Here is an 18,041-nt window from a genome sequence, read left to right on the forward strand (position 1 = left end):
CATGACCGTCGGTGTCGATGGCATCGTTTTCATTCCACACGGCTGTCCCCTTGGATCAGTTCGGCAGGGCGAGGGTGCGCCGGTAGCTCGACGGATAGCTGGCGGCCCGCGAATCGCTGACGATGCACGCACCGTCGCCTGAGGGGTGGCGGAGCAAGAGACGTTGAAGCCAGCGGTCGGTGCCGTCGTAGGCTGGCGTGAACGCGGTGCGCCCGTGGACCGCGCGCCGATTGTCGATGACGAGCGCATCGCCCGGTTCGAGCGCGATATTCACAGCACAGGCGCCGAACGCGGCGGCGAGTTCGTCCAACGCCTTGCACGCCGCCCGGGTACAGCCGACCAGCGATTGCGCGTACTCGACCTGCACAGCGCGTGAGATTGGTTGCGGCTTCGTCATCCGCCGGCCTCCGGACAGATGCGTCCCTTGGTCTGTTTCGAAGGCGAATTCCGGACGCTTCAGCCGCTCCCTGGCACGCTCTGTCAGGCGGCTCAACGCCAAGCCGATGTCGCACACGGACGTGCGCGCCTTCCCTGCCGGGTCGGCTCGCAGCGCCATGAGCACCAGATGATCGGGAGAAACGTCCGCGAACGACGCCTCGGTGTGCAGGACAAGCTCGGCTGACCCGGAAGATGCCTGGACTTCGGTGTGGGAGGCGATCGGGTAGCGGTTCTGGACCAAGTGCCCGCGGTCCCACTCGCGGTAGGCGAAGATCTCACCGACTGCAGAGCCGAGCACGCCCAGGATTCCTTCAGTCCCCAGCGGTGTCTGGGAGGCCAGGAAGTCGAACCGCACGCGGGGTGTCTCCGGCACCAACCACGGCAGCGGCAGCCCCCGGATCAACAACGCGACCCTGTCCTGGTGCGTCCGCAGCGCGGCGAGCGCATCACGGACCGGCGCGGGCAGCGACCCACTCGCATACTTGGCCTGCGCGACGAACAGTTCAGGCTCGCTGTAGGGGTTCGCTGTCACCACGGCGGCCGTGCGATGCACGGCCGCGGACAGGGCAGGGGTGAGGTCGAGGGTCGTGAGACGGGTCGTGGGAGCCATGGCCGACGCTCCAAGCGGTGAGGCGGACCGTTGTGATCACAAGCCTCGCGCCCGCATCAGCCGGAAAGTTGCACTCGTGTGCAACCCTCGGCCCGCTCAATAACGAAATAGTCACGCTGATCAGTACGGTACGCCCAGCCAGGTGGCCAGGCCGAGCACGGCATCCGTGCTACGGCCTGCTCGTCCGAGAACAGCGGTGACGACCTCTCGGGTTCCAGGGTTAGTGCGCGTGTGCTGAGGTGCCCGACGTCGTGCCTCCAGCAACGACGCGACCGCTCCCGCCGGATCGCCCGCCCAGATCTGGGCACGCGCCAGGTCGATGAAGAAATGGCTGGCCCGCTCAGCGGGTAGTCCCACGGGCGGTGTCCAGCCTGCGGCGCGATGGACGGCCTCCGCTCCGTCCCGCAACTCGACCGCAGCAGCCACCTCATGGACTTTCACGCTGGCTGCGCCGAAGCTGGTGTGGAAGTGCTCAACGTCACCGTCGACCGCGTCCACCATCATCTTCGCGATCTTCAGGTTTGACCACGCAACCGATGTGTGTCCGCCGAATGCAGCGAGCACGGCCGCCCGGGCATGTAGCGCTCCGTACACGCTCGCGGCTCGCCGATCCGTCATCACCTTGGTCGCAATCCGGTCAGCGGCCGACTCCAAAAGGACCAGGCCCGACTCCGCCGAACCGGTGACGAAGAACGTCTCAGAACGCACGTACGACGCGGTTGCGATCATTAGCTCATCCCGAGACCGCTCGGCCGCCCACCGCACCCTCTCGATCGCTGCCAACGACAGATCCAAGTGTCCCAGCTTGTGCGCGATCGCGTCCGCGCACCGATAGGCAGCAGCCAGCAGCCAGTACACCCGGTCCTGGTCCGCACCTCGCGCGTGGAAGCTCGCTGCGAGCAGATCCTCCAGCAAAGCCGGGAGCATCTCTCCCAACGCCACGTACCGGGAGTTCAAGCGCAGCTGCCCGGCCCGCTCGGTCTCGTGCGCCAGCTCTCCGAGGGACCGCACCGGCGGCCGAGCACGCGGCAGGTCGTAATCCACCATCATCTGCCGCAGCGGAGGCAGGCACGCTGACATCCGGGCCTCGATGCCCCTCTCATCCGGAGCCAGCCCCATCAAGACGGGCGCTTCCACACCCAGCGCATTCGCAACCCGAACCGCGAGATCCCAACTGCCCGGACGGTGCCCCGCCTCCACCTTGCTGATCAGAGACTTCGACGCCCCGGACAGGTCCGCCAGCTCCTGCTGGGTCAACCGGTGCAGCTTCCGCAACACACGCAGCCTGTCACCCAAATCCACAGGAGTCATCACCGCCGCCTCCAGACCGCCGCTACGAGGAACCGCCGTATGCTCACCCCAGAGTCGGATCAACAATCTACGATCCGCAAGAGTCGAGAGCACGGAGGACACCCCCCATGGCGATCCGATCGGTGGTCTTCGACGTCGGAGAAACGCTCATGGACGACTCCACCTTCTGGGGCTCCTGGGCCGACTGGCTCGGCGTTCCCCGCCACACCCTCGCCGCCCTCGTCGGCGCCGTGACCGCCCTCGGCCACGACAACGTCGAAGCCCTCCGCCTCATCTGCCCTGACTTCGACCTGGCCGCAGAACGCCAAGCCAGAGAAGAAGCCGGCCAGGGTGAAACCATCAGCGAGAGCGACCTCTACCCAGACGTCCGGCCCGCACTCAGCGCGCTCAAGGCCAACGGGCTCTGGGTCGGGATCGCAGGCAACCAGACCACCCGAGCAGCGGAACTCCTAGCTGCCCTTGATCTCCCCGTCGACGCCATTGCCACCTCCGGCCAATGGGGCGTAGCCAAGCCCAGCACCGAGTTCTACGACTACCTGATCGCCTGGGCACCCGGTGCCCCAGACGAGATCGTTTATGTCGGCGACCACCCGGTGAACGACATCCTCCCTGCCAAAGCGGCTGGCCTCCACACCGCACACATCCGACGCGGACCTTGGGGCTACCTCCATGCCGACGACCAAGAGGTCAAAGAGAACGCCACTTGGCGGATCAACAGCCTGACCGAGCTGGCATCTCTACTGACCACTCCGGCCGGGTGATCGCAACACCCCAGAAAACGGAAGTGCCAAGTGAAACCCTTCACCCGATCTACCAGCATCAACACGCGGGGGGATTATCTGGTCGCGGTTGGGGACCCTCAAGTGGCCGACATTGTGTTACCCATCTGGCCGCCAAGTATGAGAACTATCTGGCTGTTGACACGCCGCAGACTGGGCGCCGACCTCGGCCGGGTAAGCACACCCAAGATGTCAGACCGCAGGAGTAGGCTCGCGAATGCTTGATCAGAGCCAGGCGAGGCCTGCTTCATTGAGCTACGCGACTCCCCAAATGCAGAGGATATGGATCATGAGTGTCGACGAGGAAGAGCAGGAAAGTACCGCTGAGCTCTATACCCGCCACAGTCAGCTACTCATGGCGCTCACCCTCACAGGTGTGAGGATCCGGTCGCTCGCCGCACAGTTCACCCCCTGGCACAGCGGGCAGCAGCTGGATGCAGGTGCCTGGGAATGGGTGATCGAGGAGTTCCAGCAAGTGGCATCCGGCGTCCGGAGGCAAGATTTCGAAAGCCTGATTCTCCAGACCATCCAGGTCTATAACACTGGATCAGACATTCTGAATCCCGACACCAGCCCGAACCCCGTCCCATCGCCGTTCGTGCGCCGCATGCCTAACGATCAGGCGAAGGTAGAAGCGAACCGCCAACAGCGCCAGGTCCGTCACATCGTGGCGTACCAAGAGCACATCCGCCAGTGCCTGGAGCACTTCGCTATCTCCTGGACTGCTCTCCTCGACGGAGGGCTGATCTGTGACTGGGACATGATCAATGACGAGTTCCCAAAGCTGGAACGGCTACAAAGCGAAGTCCAGCGCGCATTTTCGATCTGGAAGTCGGTGGAGTGAGGGCTTAGCCCAACAAGCAGTCCTGCCCCACGCTCCAAGGATTGGCCTTGGTATTGAGGGGCCTCGAAGATTCCGGACAGCGGCTGGTGGTCTGATTACGCTGCGTGCTGTCGGGTCAGGTACTTGTCTTCGACCTCCTGCGGAGTCCGGTAGCCGAGTCTTGAATGCAGGCGTCTGCGATTACAGAACAGCGGTGTCATAGCTTCGAAGCAACAGTGCAGGTGAGAAGGGTTGCTCGTGGCAGTGCGGAGAGCGTTGACGCTCGAGGAGCGTGAAGAGATCGCGGTCGGCCGCGAGCGGGGTGAGGGTGTGCGGGAGATCGCGCGGCGGATCGGCCGGGTCCCGTCGGTGGTCAGCCGGGAGATCCGCCGGAACTCCTCGACGGGCTGCTACCGGGTTTTCACGGCCCACCGTCGGGCTGTGGAACGCGGCAGGCGTTCTCAACAGCGGCGACTGGATGGCGAGCTGGTCCTGAGGGAGCGGGTTCTGGCCGATCTGCGGTACGGGCGGACCCCGAACCAGATCGCGGGCCGTTTGAAACTCGAGGCCGCGGACGGCACCGTTGCGCTCACGGAAGGCTCGCTCCCGGCCGGGCGGGGCCACGATCTCGCACGAAGCCGTCTACACCTGGATCTACGCGCTGCCCAAGGGCGAACTGGCCCGCCTGGGCGTGATGCTGCCCGGCTGCCGTACCGCGAGAGGCCCCCGACGCAGGCCCGACGCCTCCAAGGGCGCCCGGATCGTCGGGATGCGTTCGATCCACGACCGTCCCGCCGAAGCACTCGGCCGCCAGGTCCCCGGCCACTGGGAAGGCGACCGTGCGACACGATGCCGCACGGTCGCCTTCCCAGCGCCCGGGCACGGCCCGGTCCTCGACCTCGGCGGGCCGCCGACTGATCATCATCTCGTCGGTGACGAGCTTCTTGCCGCGGTTGCGGGTGCAGGCCCGGGGCACCCGCAGCGCCCGGCCGGTGCGCAGGCACGCCGTCAGCTCACGCTGCAGCGCCCCGCGGCCTTGGATATACAGGGCCTGGTAGATGGCATCGTGCGAGATCCGCATCGTCTCATCCTCGGGGAAGTCGGCCTTCAACCGGTGGGTGATCTGCTCCGGGCTCCACGACCTGGCCCAGCGCCGGTCCTGACGGCGTCCATGTCGTCACCCGTTCCACGCAACCGCCGGGCCCTCGACCTCGCTGCTGCCCGGGACGCGGAGCTTGCCGGCGAGCCGCTCCTGCACATACTCCCGCAGCCGGTCGTTGGCGGCCAGCTTGCTCACCTTGGGTCGGCGGGCTGCCCGGTCGGCATGCCACTGGGCGACCGAGGCCCGGTAGTCCAGGCGGCCGCAGCGGGTCGCGGCGTTGCGCCGCAGCTCCCGCGAGATCGTCGAAGGCGCCCTGCCGAGTCGGCGGGCGACCTCTCGCACTCCGCAGCCCTGGGCCCGCAGGATGGCGATCTCCTCACGCTCGGCGAACGACAGGTAGCGGCCCGACGGCTGGTCAAGACTGATCGGCGGCATCCCGCCACCCTCACGAAACCAGCGCGGCCCCAGCGGCTGCGACACGCCACACGCGATGGCGGCGTCCTCACTCGACAGTCCTTCAGCGATCTTCCGCCAGAAGCGCTGCTGCTCCTGGCGCCGGTTAACCGGCGGCCGGCCCGGTGACCGAAGCGGAGGACGACCAGCCCGAATCGCCGCACGAGCCCTTCCCTGCGCCACAACACCCTCCTTCACGAATGGTGTTGCGACGACCGGTTGAACTTGCGGTACCAGCTGGCCAAGGATGGAGCCTTCCCCTGCCGGGTCCTGAGAATCGGTCACTCATACCGAGTTCCCACGCCCGCTCTCCTTCGCATCCTCAACGCTGATTCCGAGTAAAATAGGTGAACTTGAGATTCCCGGGGTATCTGGAAGATTCCGGACATCACCCATCATAATGGGGATGTCCGGAGCTCCGGGTGTCTCAGGCGTGGAATCAGCGAGTGATGGTGACGATTTCTACCCGGGCGCCCATCTCCCGTAGCCGCTTTACGGCGCGCAGTAGTGACACCTGAGCAAATGCGAACAGAGAATTGATGTTGATCTTCTCTCCTCCCTTGAGTCGGATTGCGTAAACGAGGGTGATGGAACCCAGGTCTTCAGAAGCGACACGCCCTGGAGCATGCTCGGCCAGGAGCTCCAGGAACTTCTCGCGCACTATCCGATCATGGCGCAGGGTCTCCACAGCTACGACTCCCTGAGCGAAGAGATGGTTCAGCGGGGCAGTGCTCTGGTCGGCCTTCTTGACACAGATCAGCTGATTGTCTGGACCAAGCAGGTCGCAGATCTCCAGCCCGCCGCCCTTGAACTTTTGTGTGACAACTTTCTTCTTGTCGAAAAGGATATAGCCGGGTTGCTTGGCTGCATCCTCGTTGTAGGCGCCCTCCTCGTACGTTTCGGTGCTGCCCGCCTTGCGCTTTGGCCAAGGGGGCATGGCGACACTCGACTTCTGGTTGAATAGCTCGGTGAGTTCCTTCTCGATGGACTCGAGGTACTCCGCACCGATCTCGTACCAGCGGCCCTGGTGGTAGAAGTACCGGCCTGCCCCATGCGAAACCTCTGCGGTGAGCCACCGGTGTCCTACGACCCGGCCGCTAGCGGGTGTGTCACATTCAGCATCGCTGAACATCTGGACCTGAACGCTCTTGAGCACGTCGATCCGCGTCCCGCTGGCACGATCGTGCACGAACTCCAGCAGCGCGTTCAGGTTCAGCTCGTCGACCTGGTGGACACGCTTTCCCTTTGTCACTTGGAACGCTTGCGCGCTGTCAAACCCATCGAGGCATTCGCTCGGGACGGCGAGCGCCAGCCGTGAGCTGGACGGGTCAGCGAGCAACGCATCCAGCTCCTTGTTCAACTGCTCTACAAGCTCGGTCTTTTTGGTCAACGGGTGGACGCGGTCGATGAAGTCGAGTTCGGGCAGTGGATTCTGGCGCGAACACACATCCTCGATGACCTGCAGGTCGTTACGGAATTCGGCCCAGCTCGTGGCCATCGGCAGCTTGATGTTGCTATCACTGCAGGAAACGGTGACGGTGCGGGCACCGTCACCGAGATGGGTGAGAGCTTCCTTTGACACCGTCCCGCTGATCTTGGTGAAGATGGAACCGAATTGGTCGATGCCGAAGTCCTCGATGCTCTCACCCAGGGTTGTGGTGTTCTCCTCGGTGCGACCGCGAGCATCCATGATCTGCTGGCGCACGAGCTTGATCCGGCCGGAGTCCAGGCACCGAGTGCCGAACTCCAGACCGAATCCCATGTCTAGGTAGAACGAGTCGAGCATGTGATGCCCCAGGCCGTAGCTGATGGCGTAGATGGCGCGCTGGGTAGGTATGAGCAGCAGGCCGGCGCTGGAGTTGTTCCCCTCCTGGACGGAGAGGCCGGTCAGTTCTTCGGCAGTGGAACACCACTTGGCGCGATCACGGACGATCGTGCCGGTGACCAGCAGGCCAGTGACGCCCTCGCGCTCGAAGGGGCGGGCCTTGAATCCTTCCTTCTCGAGGTAGTGGGCACGGACGAGGGCGCACAGGTCACCATCAGGAGGGGGCTTGAGCCTGTAGATGGTGCTCTTCCGGGTCTCGGGCTTGGTCGTCGCGACCGCTGAGTTGGCTTTGCACATGCTCTCTCCAGGGGGTGTGAAAGGGACGAAGGGAACCTTCTCGGTCTCGGGACGAAACAAGGCGAAATCCTAGGCGGAGTGAGAATTTTGTTCCACAAGGAATTCGATAAGGGGGGTTATCGGGAGAATCGCTTTGTAAGTGATCCAGCAACTCCTACGGTTGAGACCACTGGGACGTGAGCCTCGCTGCGAGAGGCAACCGACCAGGGCGATTACGTGCTTCCCCGCTGCCCGCAACCGCGATCAGCCGTATTCCCCCGAAAAGGACGACCGATATGGACTTCGTCATTCCCTCCGCCTTTTTCATCGCCGTCGTGATCTCCGCAGCGCTCGGCCACTTGTGGTCCAGGACCCGGTCCATGCGCCGTGACGCCGAGCGGACCGCCGCGCAGAAGGTCGCTGAGGAACAGAGCCGTGAGGCCCGGCGACAGGCCGAGGAGCTGCGCGCCGAACGCGACCACGCGGCGAGGCGGTCCGAGGAGCTGGAGAAGGCCAACTCGGCTCTCACGACTGAACAACAGGGCCTGCGCGAGCGGCTCGGCCGGCTCGACACTGAACTCGTCTCCGTGCGGGCCGACCTCCAGCGCGGAGAGGCCGAGGCCGAACGGCTGCACGCGGCGCTCGCCGATGGGACCAGACGGTCGGAGGAGACCGAGCGGCAGCTCCGAGCTGCCGAACAGCAGATCTCCGCCGCCCAGGCCCGCGAGGCACGGCTCCACGAGGAGAGCCAGGAGCTCAAGCGCGTGATCGCCGAGGAGTCTGTGGAGAAGCAAGCGCTGACCGAGCGCGCGGTCGCCCTCGAAGCCAAGTACAGGGAGCTCGACCAGGTTCGGGAGGAGAACAACCGGCTCCAGGAGGAGACGCTCCGCGCCATGGTGACCGAGATGCTGAAGCTCTCCCAGGAGCAGCTCGTCGCCACCGCTGGGACCACCCTGGCGGAGGCCAGCAGGCCCGTGCATGAGCAGCTCGCAGCGATGGAGCGCCGGCTCAGAGAGTTCGACACGGCTAGGACGGAGTCGGAGGCCAGGCTGAGCCAGGAGATCATCGGCCTGACCGCCGAGAGCGTCCGCAACCGGCAGGAGACCACCAGCCTAGTCCAGGCTCTGAAGCAGCCACAGGTCCGCGGCAGCTGGGGTGAGATGCAGCTGCGGCGCGCCGCAGAGGCCGCGGGAATGCTGGAGCACTGCACGTTCGACCTCCAGGTCTACACCCCGGGCGACGGCCAGGACCAGCGGCCGGACATGGTCGTCAAGCTGGCGGGCGGCAAGCACGTGGTGGTCGACGCCAAAGTCTCGATGGACGCCTTCCTAAGCGCCACCCAGGCGACAGAGGAGGCCGAGGTCGCCGACCACTGGCAACGGCACGCCAAGCAGGTCCGCAAGCACGTCGACGCCCTCGCCGCCAAGGAGTACTTCCGCCGCTTCGCCTCCCCGGACTTCGTTGTCATGTACCTCCCGAGCGATGCCTTCCTCGTGCCGGCCTTGGAGCATTCCCCTACGCTCTTGGAGGACGCCATTGCCAGGCGCGTCCTGATCGTCACGCCTACGTCGTTCATCGCCCTGCTGCGCACTGTGGCCTACGCCTGGACCCAGGCGGCTCTGGCCGACAACCTGAAGCAGGTCTTCGACCTGGGCCGGGAGCTCCACGAGCGTCTCTCCATCCTGGGCGGGCACGTCGATAAGCTCGGCCGTTCCCTCGACAGGTCTGTGCGCGACTACAACGCCGTGATCGGCTCCCTGGAAGGCCGCGTCATGGTCAGCGCCCGCAAGTTCAACGAGCTCAAGGTCGTCGAAGAGCAGCTCAAGCCGCTCCAGACCGTGTTGAGGACCCCGCGCCGTCTCAGCAGTCCCGAGCTGGTCCAGGCCGCCGCCGATGCCGTCGACCTCCTCGTGGAGGAGTCAGAAATCCGCATGGCGGATAGCTGATAATCCCCCTTATCGGGGAATTCGCTTCCTGTAAATTAGATCATCTTTTAGGATTTCAAGTGGGTGAGGGGAGGTACTGACGATGATCGACATGCGGAGCGAGCCGCTTCTCATGACGATGGCGGAGATCGCAGAGCTGGCTGGGGTCCAGAGAGAGGTCGTCAGCACCTGGCGTCGCCGCCACCCCGAGTTCCCCGCACCCGTGCCGGACGGCCACGCGGTCCCCGTGTTCAACGGTCAGGACGTCGCTGACTGGCTCATCGAGACCGGCCGCGCGAAGCGCGACCAGGTAGATCCTGACCTGCGGCTCTACGCGCTCGCGCGGCTGGCGGAGGAGACCGGTGGCCAGGAGTTGGTGGTCCTGCTGACGGCGTTGATCTGCCTGCGTCACCTCAACGGCGACGAGCCGCTCGACGATGGGGAGCCTGGTCTGAGGGCGCGACTTGCGGCACTCGCGGCCGAACACGACCCCGCCGACGCGATGGTGCGATCCGAGATCGAGCGGCTGCCGGACCTAGGGCTGGCCGGGGTCGCCGATGACCTCGTCGAAGCGGCCTGGGGTTGTCGGAACGCCATCGAGCGTCTCATGGATAAGCGGAACCGGCTCGGTGCACTGTGGCTGTCGCAGGACGTGCTCGCCCCCGAACTGGTCGGTCTGATGGTCGAGCTGTCCGGGGCACGGGAGTTGGCGCGGACGCTGGGCGTAGTCCGCGTCACCGATCCCCATGCGGGGCCAGGAGATCTCCTGATAGCTGCGGTCGACCAAGTGGGGGAGGTCGGATTCATCGACTTCGCCCTAGCCGAGGACGAACAATGGGCGGCAAGGCTGGCCCTGCGCCGCCTCACGGTCCACGGCGTCGGTGCCCGACTGCTCGACGGGGACGGCCCCACGGACGAGGAGACAGGGCCGGGCGTCATCGTGACCCGTTTCCCCTACCAGCCGGCGGAGGACCGCTCAGCGACCAGCATGCTCATGAGACTCGACGAGATCGCGATCGGACTGGCCCCTAGGGAGACCGCGATCGTGCTGGGACCCGACGACGTGCTGGCGGGTGCCCTCAAACCGTTCTCTGACGCCAAACGAGCACGGGACGCGACCCTGCGCAGCGGCATGGTCGAAGCTGTGATCCGCCTTCCTGCGGGGCTGATGCCCTATCGGCCCGGCTACGCGACGGCGCTTTGGGTGATGTCGAACACGGGCGAACCCGGGGACGAGGTTCTCCTGGCCGACGTGTCCGACCGGACCCTCACCCGGGGGCTGGCGGCCGCCCTCATTGAGGACGTGGTGACCTGGCGTCGGCCCGGTTACCAGGCTGACGCGCACACCCGCGACTACTGTCGGCCTGCGAAGGTCGATGATCTCGTCGCCTCCCAGCGCGCTCTCAGCCTGCGGCTATTGCCCACGCCACGCCAGTACCGTGAGGATGTGCCCCTGCGAATCGCCCGGGTCCGTGAATTGGAGTCAGAGCTCTTCGCCCTGGCTGCCATCGAGCGGCAGCCTGTGCGGAGTGGCCTGCAGCACGCCCCCTTCCGGCCGCCGGTCACCCAGCCGATCGCGGCACTCGTCAGGTCGGGACGTCTCAAACTGACTAACGGGTTCCGCCCGGTGCCTGCTGAAGCGATCAGCGGGGACGGCCAGCATCGAATCATCGGATCACCCGAGCTAACAGGCACGGGCAGGCACTGGGGCGTGGACACGGACTACGTGGCGCACCAGCCGCGGCTGCGCCTGACCGAGCCCGGCGATGTGGTAGTCACCACGAAGCCGTTCCTCGCCGCCCAGGTAGACCATAACGGGTTCTCCATCGTGGAGTTCCCCGCCAGAGTTCTCCGGGTTCCCAAGAAGGAGCCACAGCTCACGCCTCGGGTGCTGGCCGCACTGCTCAACCACGCGCCCACGGGCGGCCGAGCCGCCGGAGCCGTCCGGGGGCGCAGGCTCGAAGACCACGAGATCCCGCTTCTCCCTGCGGAAGTTGCACGCCACTTGGATGATGTCCTAGCGGACGTCGAACGGCGGCAACGCACCGCGCAGACCGAACTCGACGCCCTGGCCGAGTTCGCCCGTATCGCAGTGACGGGTCTCGGCGACGGAACGCTGACACTCGACCCAGAACGATAGAAGGAGCATTCCCCATGCCGCCGCGTAAGAAGCCCGCAGGTCAGGGCGAGCTGCCCGGGGTCGCGCCCGTGCCGACTCTCTCCGACATCAAGGACACCCTTTGGAAGGCCGCCGACAAGCTGCGCGGGTCCATGGACGCCGCACAGTACAAGGACTTCGTCCTGAGCCTGGTCTTCCTCAAATACGTCTCGGACACCTTCGAGGAACAGCGGGAGGAGGTCCGCAAGAAGATCCTTGACGCGGGCATCCCCGAAGAGCAGTTGGACACCTTCCTCGAGGACAAGGACTACTACGAGGGCGACCGGGTCTTCTGGGTGCCTGAGCAGGCCCGCTGGTCCTACCTGTCCGAGAACTCCAAGAGCGCGGGCATTGGTGTCCTGCTCGACGCCGCGATGCAGGTCCTCATGGACGAGAACCCGCCGCTGCGCGCCGCCCTCAAGAAGATCTTCAACCAGGACAACGTCGATCAGCGCCGGCTCGGTCAGCTCATCGACCTGATCAGCAACACCCAGTTCACCGGCCATCAGGGGCGCACGGCACGCGACGTGCTCGGCGAGGTCTACGAATACTTCCTGGAGAAGTTCGCCCGCGCCGAAGGCAAGCGCGGAGGCGAGTTCTACACTCCCGGCAGCGTCGTCAAACTGCTGGTCGAGGTCCTCGAACCCTTCAAAGGCCGCATCTACGACCCGTGCTGCGGCTCCGGCGGCATGTTCGTCCAGGCCGAGAAGTTCGTCGAGCAGCACCGCGGTAAGAACCACCTTGCCGACCTGGCCATCTACGGCCAGGAGGCCAACGAGCGCACCTGGCGCCTGGCCACCATGAACCTGGCCATCCACAACCTACGCGGCGACCTGTCCTCCCGCTGGGCCGACACCTTCTACTCCGACAAGCACCCCGACCTCAAGGCCGACTACATCCTGGCCAACCCGCCGTTCAACATGTCGGACTGGCACCGCGACCCCGAGGACCCTCGCTGGCGCTTCGGTGTCCCTCCGGCGGGCAACGCCAACTTCGCCTGGATGCAGCACATCATCTACAAGCTCGGCGAACGCGGCGCCGCTGGCGTCGTCATGGCCAACGGCTCCATGTCCTCCAAGCAATCCGGCGAGGGCGACATCCGCGCCAACCTGGTCGAGAACGACCTGGTCTCCTGCATGATCGCTCTCCCTCCCCAACTCTTCCGCACCACCCAGATCCCCGCCTGCCTCTGGTTCTTCGCCAAGGACAAGTCCGCCCGCGACGGCCACACTGACCGCCGGGGTCAGGTCCTGTTCATCGACGCCCGCGCCATGGGCACCATGCTCGACCGCACCGAGCGCGTCCTCACCGAGGACGACCTCAGGAAGATCTCCGACGCCTACCACGCCTGGCGCGGCACCTCCTCAGCCGGAGCCGAGAACCTCACCTACGAGAACGTCCCCGGCTTCTGTTACTCCGCCACCCGCGACGAGATCCGGGAACACGACCACATCCTCACCCCCGGCCGCTACGTAGGAGCCGCCGAACAAGCCGACACCGACGACGAACCCATCGCCGACAAGATCAACCGTCTCACCAAAGAACTCTTCGCCCACTTCGACGAATCCGCCCGCTTGGAGCAGGTTATTCGCGAGCAGATGGAGCGTCTCGATGTCTAATGGTTATAGCCTTGAATCGGTCTGCTCGCTGATCGTTGATTGCGAGCACAAAACTGCCCCAGCAGCGGCTCCAGGAAGCGAATATGGGTACTCTATAGGTACGCCGAACCTGCGAATGGGTCGGATTGTCTATGATAGTGCCAAGCGTGTTGATCGGGTGACATATGAAGCTTGGACCGCTCGTGCAATACCGCAGCGAAACGACATCATTCTTGCCCGCGAAGCTCCAGTTGGTGAAGTCGGGTTGGTTGACGGTGAGACCCCGATTTGCCTTGGTCAGCGAACGGTCTTGCTGCGCCCGGATCGGCAACTTGTCTCGCCGCGTTATCTGCACTACCGCCTTCTTATGCCTGAAATTCAGGAGCTTATGCGGATGCGATCTGAGGGGTCGACTGTGGCGCATCTGAATGTCGCCGATATTCGGCGCCTCGACCTCGGTGTACTACCTCAGATTTCCGTCCAGGATGCGGTTTCTCAAATTCTTGGATCACTTGATGATAAGATCATTGTAAATGATCGAATCCGGGAAGTGTCTAGCTCTTTGTTGCGGTGTTACTCGGATGTCCTGCACTGGGATGTGTCGAGGGTTCGGAAACTCTCAGAGGTGATCGAGCTTAGGTACGGAAAAGCTCTGAAGGCTACCGACCGTACTCCAGGAGATGTTCCGGTCTTCGGGGGAAATGGGATTTCCGGGTCGCATGACACTCCGCTTGTGTCAGGGCCGGGGATCATCATCGGGAGGAAGGGGGCGAATGCGGGATCCGTTTCATGGTCACAGAAAGATTTCTGGCCAATCGATACGGCGTTCTATGTCGAGTCCAAGGGGGAGGGACTCCCGCTCGAATACCTCTTCTTCCTGCTGCAGCGTGTCGATCTCAGAGGAGTCGTCGGTGACTCGGCGATCCCGGGGCTGAATCGCGAGACTGCGCTTTCTCTTGGAGTCTCCCTTCCGGAGACAGATTCAGTGACGCGTTTCGTGGAATTCGTTCGACCGATGTTGCAACGCCAGCAGGCAGCGGAGGAGGAGTCACGGAGTCTCATGGAGCTGCGGGATGCGCTGCTGCCGAAGCTGATGTCCGGGGAGATCCGGGTCAAGGATGCCGAGAGGGTGGTGGAGGAGGCGGTATGAGCGGGCTTCGGGATCTGTCTGAGGCGGAGTGGGAAGCGATCGCGCTGGAGACCTTGGGGGAGTTGGGGTGGCAGCCGGTGGCGGGGGCGTCGGTGGCGCCCGGGTCGGGGGAGCGGAAGTCGTGGGTCGATCTTGTGCTGTACGGGAGGCTGCGGGAGGCGGTCGCGAGGCTGAATCCGGGGCTGCCGACGCATGCGGTCGAGGAGGCTGTGCAGCGGGTGGTCTCCGCCGCCTCGCGGGACGCGATCTCTGAGAACAAGCGGATCCACGACATTCTGGTGGCCCGGGACCAGGGGCTGCGGATCACATATACCGGCGCCGACGGGGTAGAGCACACGCCGACTATCCGCGTGATCGACCTGAAGAACCAGGTGAACAACGACTACCTCGCGGTCAGCCAGGTGATCGTGAAGGACCGGGATCACCGGCGGCGGTTCGATGTCGTGCTGTACTGCAACGGGCTGCCGGTCTCGGTGCTCGAGGTGAAGAAGGCCGGGGCGGAGGACGCCGATCTGCGCGGGGCGCACGCTCAGCTCATGCGTTACGTGGCCGAGTTCCCGATGGCGTTCAGCTCCGTCATGGCCTGTGTGGCGACCGACGGCATCACCGCCGCGTACGGCACCCCCTTCACTCCTTTCGAGCATTACGCGCCCTGGAACGTCGACGATAACGGCAACGAGGTGCGGGAGTGGGCGACCCGGGAAGACCTGCTGGATCTTCCGATGAACCTGCTCCTGCACGGCCTATTCCACCTGGGGCGGTTCCCGGGGTTGCTGGAGAGCTACGTCGCCTTCGCCGAGGGCAAGGACGGTCTGATCAAGCGGATCGCCAAGCCGCACCAGTTCTTCGCGGTCGAGAAGGCGGTGGACAGGACCCTCGAAGCCGTTCGCTCCCACGGGCTGGCGGGTGTGGTCTGGCACACGCAGGGCTCCGGCAAGTCCATGGAGATGGAGCTGTACACCAACCTGGTGATGCGGCACCCGGCCCTGGGGAACCCGACGGTCGTCGTCCTGACCGACCGCATGGACCTCGACGACCAGTTGTGGAGCACGTTCGCCTCCAGCGAGCTGCTGCCGGAGCCGCCCGTCCAGGTCGCCACCCGCGATGAGTTGCGCGGCGCGCTGCTGGGCCGTAACGCGGGCGGCATCATCTTCTCTACGCTGCAGAAGTTCGGCAAGACCAAGGCCGAGAAAGAGGAGGGCGTTAAGCACCCCCTGCTGTCGGACCGGCACAACATCATCGTGATCGTGGACGAGGCGCACCGGAGCCACTACGACGACCTCGACGGGTACGCCCGGCACCTGCGTGACGCCTTGCCGAACGCCACGATGATCGCCTTCACAGGGACGCCGGTCTCGAAGGCTGACCGCAACACCCGTGAGGTCTTCGGCGACTACATCGACACCTATGACCTGTCGCGTGCCGTCCGGGACGGGGCAACCGTGCCGGTCTACTACGAGAGTCACCTCATCACGGTGGGCCTGATCGGTGACGTTGACCCCGAGGAGATCGACGAGCGGGCCGACGAGGCCATGGCCGGCATGGACGATACGGAGAAGGAACGGCTGCGCCGCAACGTTCAGGTCCTCAACACCGTGTACGGCGCCGACGACCGGATACAGGAGCTGGCGGAGTTCGTCGTCGGACACTGGGACGAGCGCGCCGAGCAGATGCGCAAGTTCATCGGCGTCCGCGGCAAAGGCATGATCGTGTGCGCCACCCGAGACATTTGCGCTGACCTCTACAGGCGAATTATCGCTATAAAGCCGGACTGGCACTCCGACCGTGACGAGGAAGGAAAAATCAAGGTCGTCTACACGGGGAACCCCGCCAAGGACAGCCCCGAGGTCGCCAGGCATGTGCGGCGGCCCTCGGCCGTCAAGGCGATCAAGACCCGGATGACGGATCCGGACGACGAGATCGAGCTGGTGATCGTCCAATCCATGTGGCTGACCGGCTTCGACTCCCCGCCCCTGCACACCCTCTACCTGGACCGGCCGATGCAGGGCGCGCAGCTCATGCAGACCCTCGCCCGGGTAAACCGCACGTTCCGCGGCAAGCCGGCGGGCCTGCTGGTTGGCACCGCCCCCATCGCGGAGAACCTGATGGCCGCGATCGCCGAGTACAGCGCGGACGACAGGCAGAACCGGCCGCTCGGCAAGGACCTCGACCGGGCGATCGACGAGGTCAAGAACCTGCACGACGTCATCGGCAACGGGATCCTGCACGGCTACGACTGGCGGGCCAAGCTGAAGTCCCCGTCACCGCACGCGTTCATCCACGCGGTCACCGGCGCGGTCAACTACCTTCGCGACCCCCGGCACCTGGTGGTCGAGGAAGGCGTCGATCCCCTGCCCAAGCGGTTCCGGGCCGCATCCGGAAAGCTGGAACGGCTGTACGCGCTGTGCTCCCGCGCCACGGACCTGAGCGGCTACCGCGACGACATCGCCTACTTCGTCGCGGTGCGCGTCTGGATGGCGAAGTTCGACGCCGAGGAACGCCGGGCCCGTGGCCTGCCGATCCCCAAGGACGTCGAGCTCTACCTCAGACGGCTGACCCAGGAGTCGATCGAATCCGACGGGATCATCGACATCTACGGTGCGGCCGGCATTGAGAAGCCGGACCTGTCGAACCTCAGCGAGGACTTCCTGCAGCGCATGCGCGATGCCCGCAACCCCAACCTCGCGATCGAGGCGCTGCGCCGGGTCATCGAGGGGAAGATGCGCGAGGTCACCCGGCACAACCTCGTCCGGCAGCAGAGCTTCAGCGACCGGCTGCTGGAGCTGATGCGCAGGTACACCAACCAGAACCTGACCGCCGCTGAGATCATCGACGCTCTCGTCAAGATGGCGAAGGAGATCTCTGCGGAGGCCAACCGAGGCAAGGACTTCTCACCCCCGCTCAACAGCAACGAGCTGGCGTTCTACGACGCCGTCGCAGCCAACCAGTCCGCGCTCGACGTTATGGGCAACGACACCCTGGCCGACATCGCCCGGGACCTCGTCCGCATCGTCCAGCGCGACGCCAAGACCGACTGGGTCTACCGGGATGATGTCCGCGCGAAGCTCCGGGCCACCATCAAACTCCTCCTCGCCAGACACGGCTACCCGCCGGATGCCCAGCCCGACGCCATCAAGCGTGTCCTCGAACAGATGGAAACCTACGCCGACGAGTGGGCCCGTGACCGGGCCAGCGACGAAGACGAGGAGAGCTGAGGACACACGCTCGACGTAGTCGCCATCAATGGGCTGGCCGACTTTGATCCTCGCGTCACGGAAGAACTGTGCCAGCGACCGGCGATCGCTGGCACAGAAGAGTGCGGGGGAGATCGGGTAGCCGATCACGCTGAGGACCAAGTGTTCCTTGATCGTGTTGATTCCGCACCTCCTGTGTACGTCGCGCAACCACTCGTGAAGCTGTTCTCAAAGCTTTCCATCGCTGGGAGATCATCGACATGCTGGGGTACTTGGGTGCAGGCCGGATGCGCCGACGGCTGCTGCCACCCTGGCAGACGATCTACCACGGTGACAGGGAGGCGGTGCGGAAGCTGAGGCTTCAGCACCGCCTCCCTGCCGAGCCAGGATCCGAATGAT

At 64.9% G+C, this 18,041-nt stretch carries 11 protein-coding genes and 1 pseudogene; 8 read left to right on the plus strand and 4 right to left on the minus strand.

What is annotated here, in order from left to right; genetic code table 11:
* Positions 1-55 precede the first annotated feature (55 nt).
* Both C2865_RS19880 and C2865_RS19885 read right to left on the minus strand, forming a co-directional pair.
* Positions 56-1,048 carry a TauD/TfdA family dioxygenase gene (locus tag C2865_RS19880; protein ID WP_106399964.1) on the minus strand — a complete coding sequence of 331 codons (993 nt, stop codon included), beginning with the start codon at positions 1,046-1,048 and terminating at the stop codon, positions 56-58.
* Between the two features lie 120 nt (positions 1,049-1,168).
* Positions 1,169-2,452, minus strand: coding sequence for a helix-turn-helix domain-containing protein (locus tag C2865_RS19885; protein ID WP_157963821.1), 1,284 nt, complete (start codon positions 2,450-2,452; stop codon positions 1,169-1,171).
* Between the two features lie 14 nt (positions 2,453-2,466).
* Between C2865_RS19885 and C2865_RS19890 the strand changes: the two genes are divergently transcribed.
* The 3 genes from C2865_RS19890 to C2865_RS41845 all read left to right on the plus strand — a co-directional run bounded on the left by C2865_RS19890 (position 2,467) and on the right by C2865_RS41845 (position 4,879).
* Entirely contained in the window at positions 2,467-3,120 is a 654-nt protein-coding gene (locus C2865_RS19890) for an HAD family hydrolase (RefSeq protein ID WP_106399966.1), read from the plus strand.
* 307 nt (positions 3,121-3,427) lie between these two features.
* Positions 3,428-3,982, plus strand: coding sequence for a hypothetical protein (locus C2865_RS19895; protein ID WP_157963822.1), 555 nt, complete (start codon positions 3,428-3,430; stop codon positions 3,980-3,982).
* 243 nt (positions 3,983-4,225) lie between these two features.
* The gene (locus C2865_RS41845; RefSeq protein ID WP_408608324.1) at positions 4,226-4,879 is read left to right on the plus strand and encodes a transposase; all 654 of its coding nucleotides are present in this window, start codon (positions 4,226-4,228) and stop codon (positions 4,877-4,879) included.
* Here C2865_RS41845 and C2865_RS19905 read toward each other — a convergent pair.
* Together C2865_RS19905 and C2865_RS19910 are read right to left on the minus strand one after the other, a co-directional pair.
* A pseudogene (locus C2865_RS19905) lies at positions 4,821-5,714 on the minus strand (transposase); the annotation flags it as partial. The gene C2865_RS41845 and the pseudogene C2865_RS19905 overlap by 59 nt on opposite strands.
* 241 nt (positions 5,715-5,955) lie before the next feature.
* Complete coding sequence (locus C2865_RS19910; RefSeq protein ID WP_106399968.1) at positions 5,956-7,638, minus strand: DUF6119 family protein; 1,683 nt, start codon at positions 7,636-7,638, stop codon at positions 5,956-5,958.
* Between the two features lie 359 nt (positions 7,639-7,997).
* Between C2865_RS19910 and rmuC the strand changes: the two genes are divergently transcribed.
* The 5 genes from rmuC to C2865_RS19935 all read left to right on the plus strand — a co-directional run bounded on the left by rmuC (position 7,998) and on the right by C2865_RS19935 (position 17,663).
* The gene (rmuC, locus tag C2865_RS19915) at positions 7,998-9,563 is read left to right on the plus strand and encodes a DNA recombination protein RmuC (RefSeq protein ID WP_198653439.1); all 1,566 of its coding nucleotides are present in this window, start codon (positions 7,998-8,000) and stop codon (positions 9,561-9,563) included.
* An 82-nt stretch (positions 9,564-9,645) separates the two neighbouring features.
* Entirely contained in the window at positions 9,646-11,682 is a 2,037-nt protein-coding gene (locus C2865_RS19920) for a DNA methyltransferase family protein (RefSeq protein ID WP_106399970.1), read from the plus strand.
* A gap of 14 nt (positions 11,683-11,696) precedes the next feature.
* A complete protein-coding gene (locus C2865_RS19925) occupies positions 11,697-13,319 on the plus strand; it encodes a class I SAM-dependent DNA methyltransferase (protein ID WP_106399971.1) in 1,623 nt (540 codons plus the stop codon).
* A 346-nt stretch (positions 13,320-13,665) separates the two neighbouring features.
* Positions 13,666-14,448 carry a restriction endonuclease subunit S gene (locus C2865_RS19930; RefSeq protein ID WP_332873377.1) on the plus strand — a complete coding sequence of 261 codons (783 nt, stop codon included), beginning with the start codon at positions 13,666-13,668 and terminating at the stop codon, positions 14,446-14,448.
* Positions 14,445-17,663 (plus strand): type I restriction endonuclease subunit R, encoded by a 3,219-nt coding sequence (locus tag C2865_RS19935; protein ID WP_106399973.1) that lies wholly within the window; start codon positions 14,445-14,447, stop codon positions 17,661-17,663. Before C2865_RS19930 ends, C2865_RS19935 begins: the two co-directional genes overlap by 4 nt.
* Positions 17,664-18,041: the final 378 nt, after the last annotated feature.

Source organism: Actinocorallia populi (assembly GCF_002995495.1).
In the GTDB taxonomy this organism is placed as follows: domain Bacteria; phylum Actinomycetota; class Actinomycetes; order Streptosporangiales; family Streptosporangiaceae; genus Actinocorallia; species Actinocorallia populi.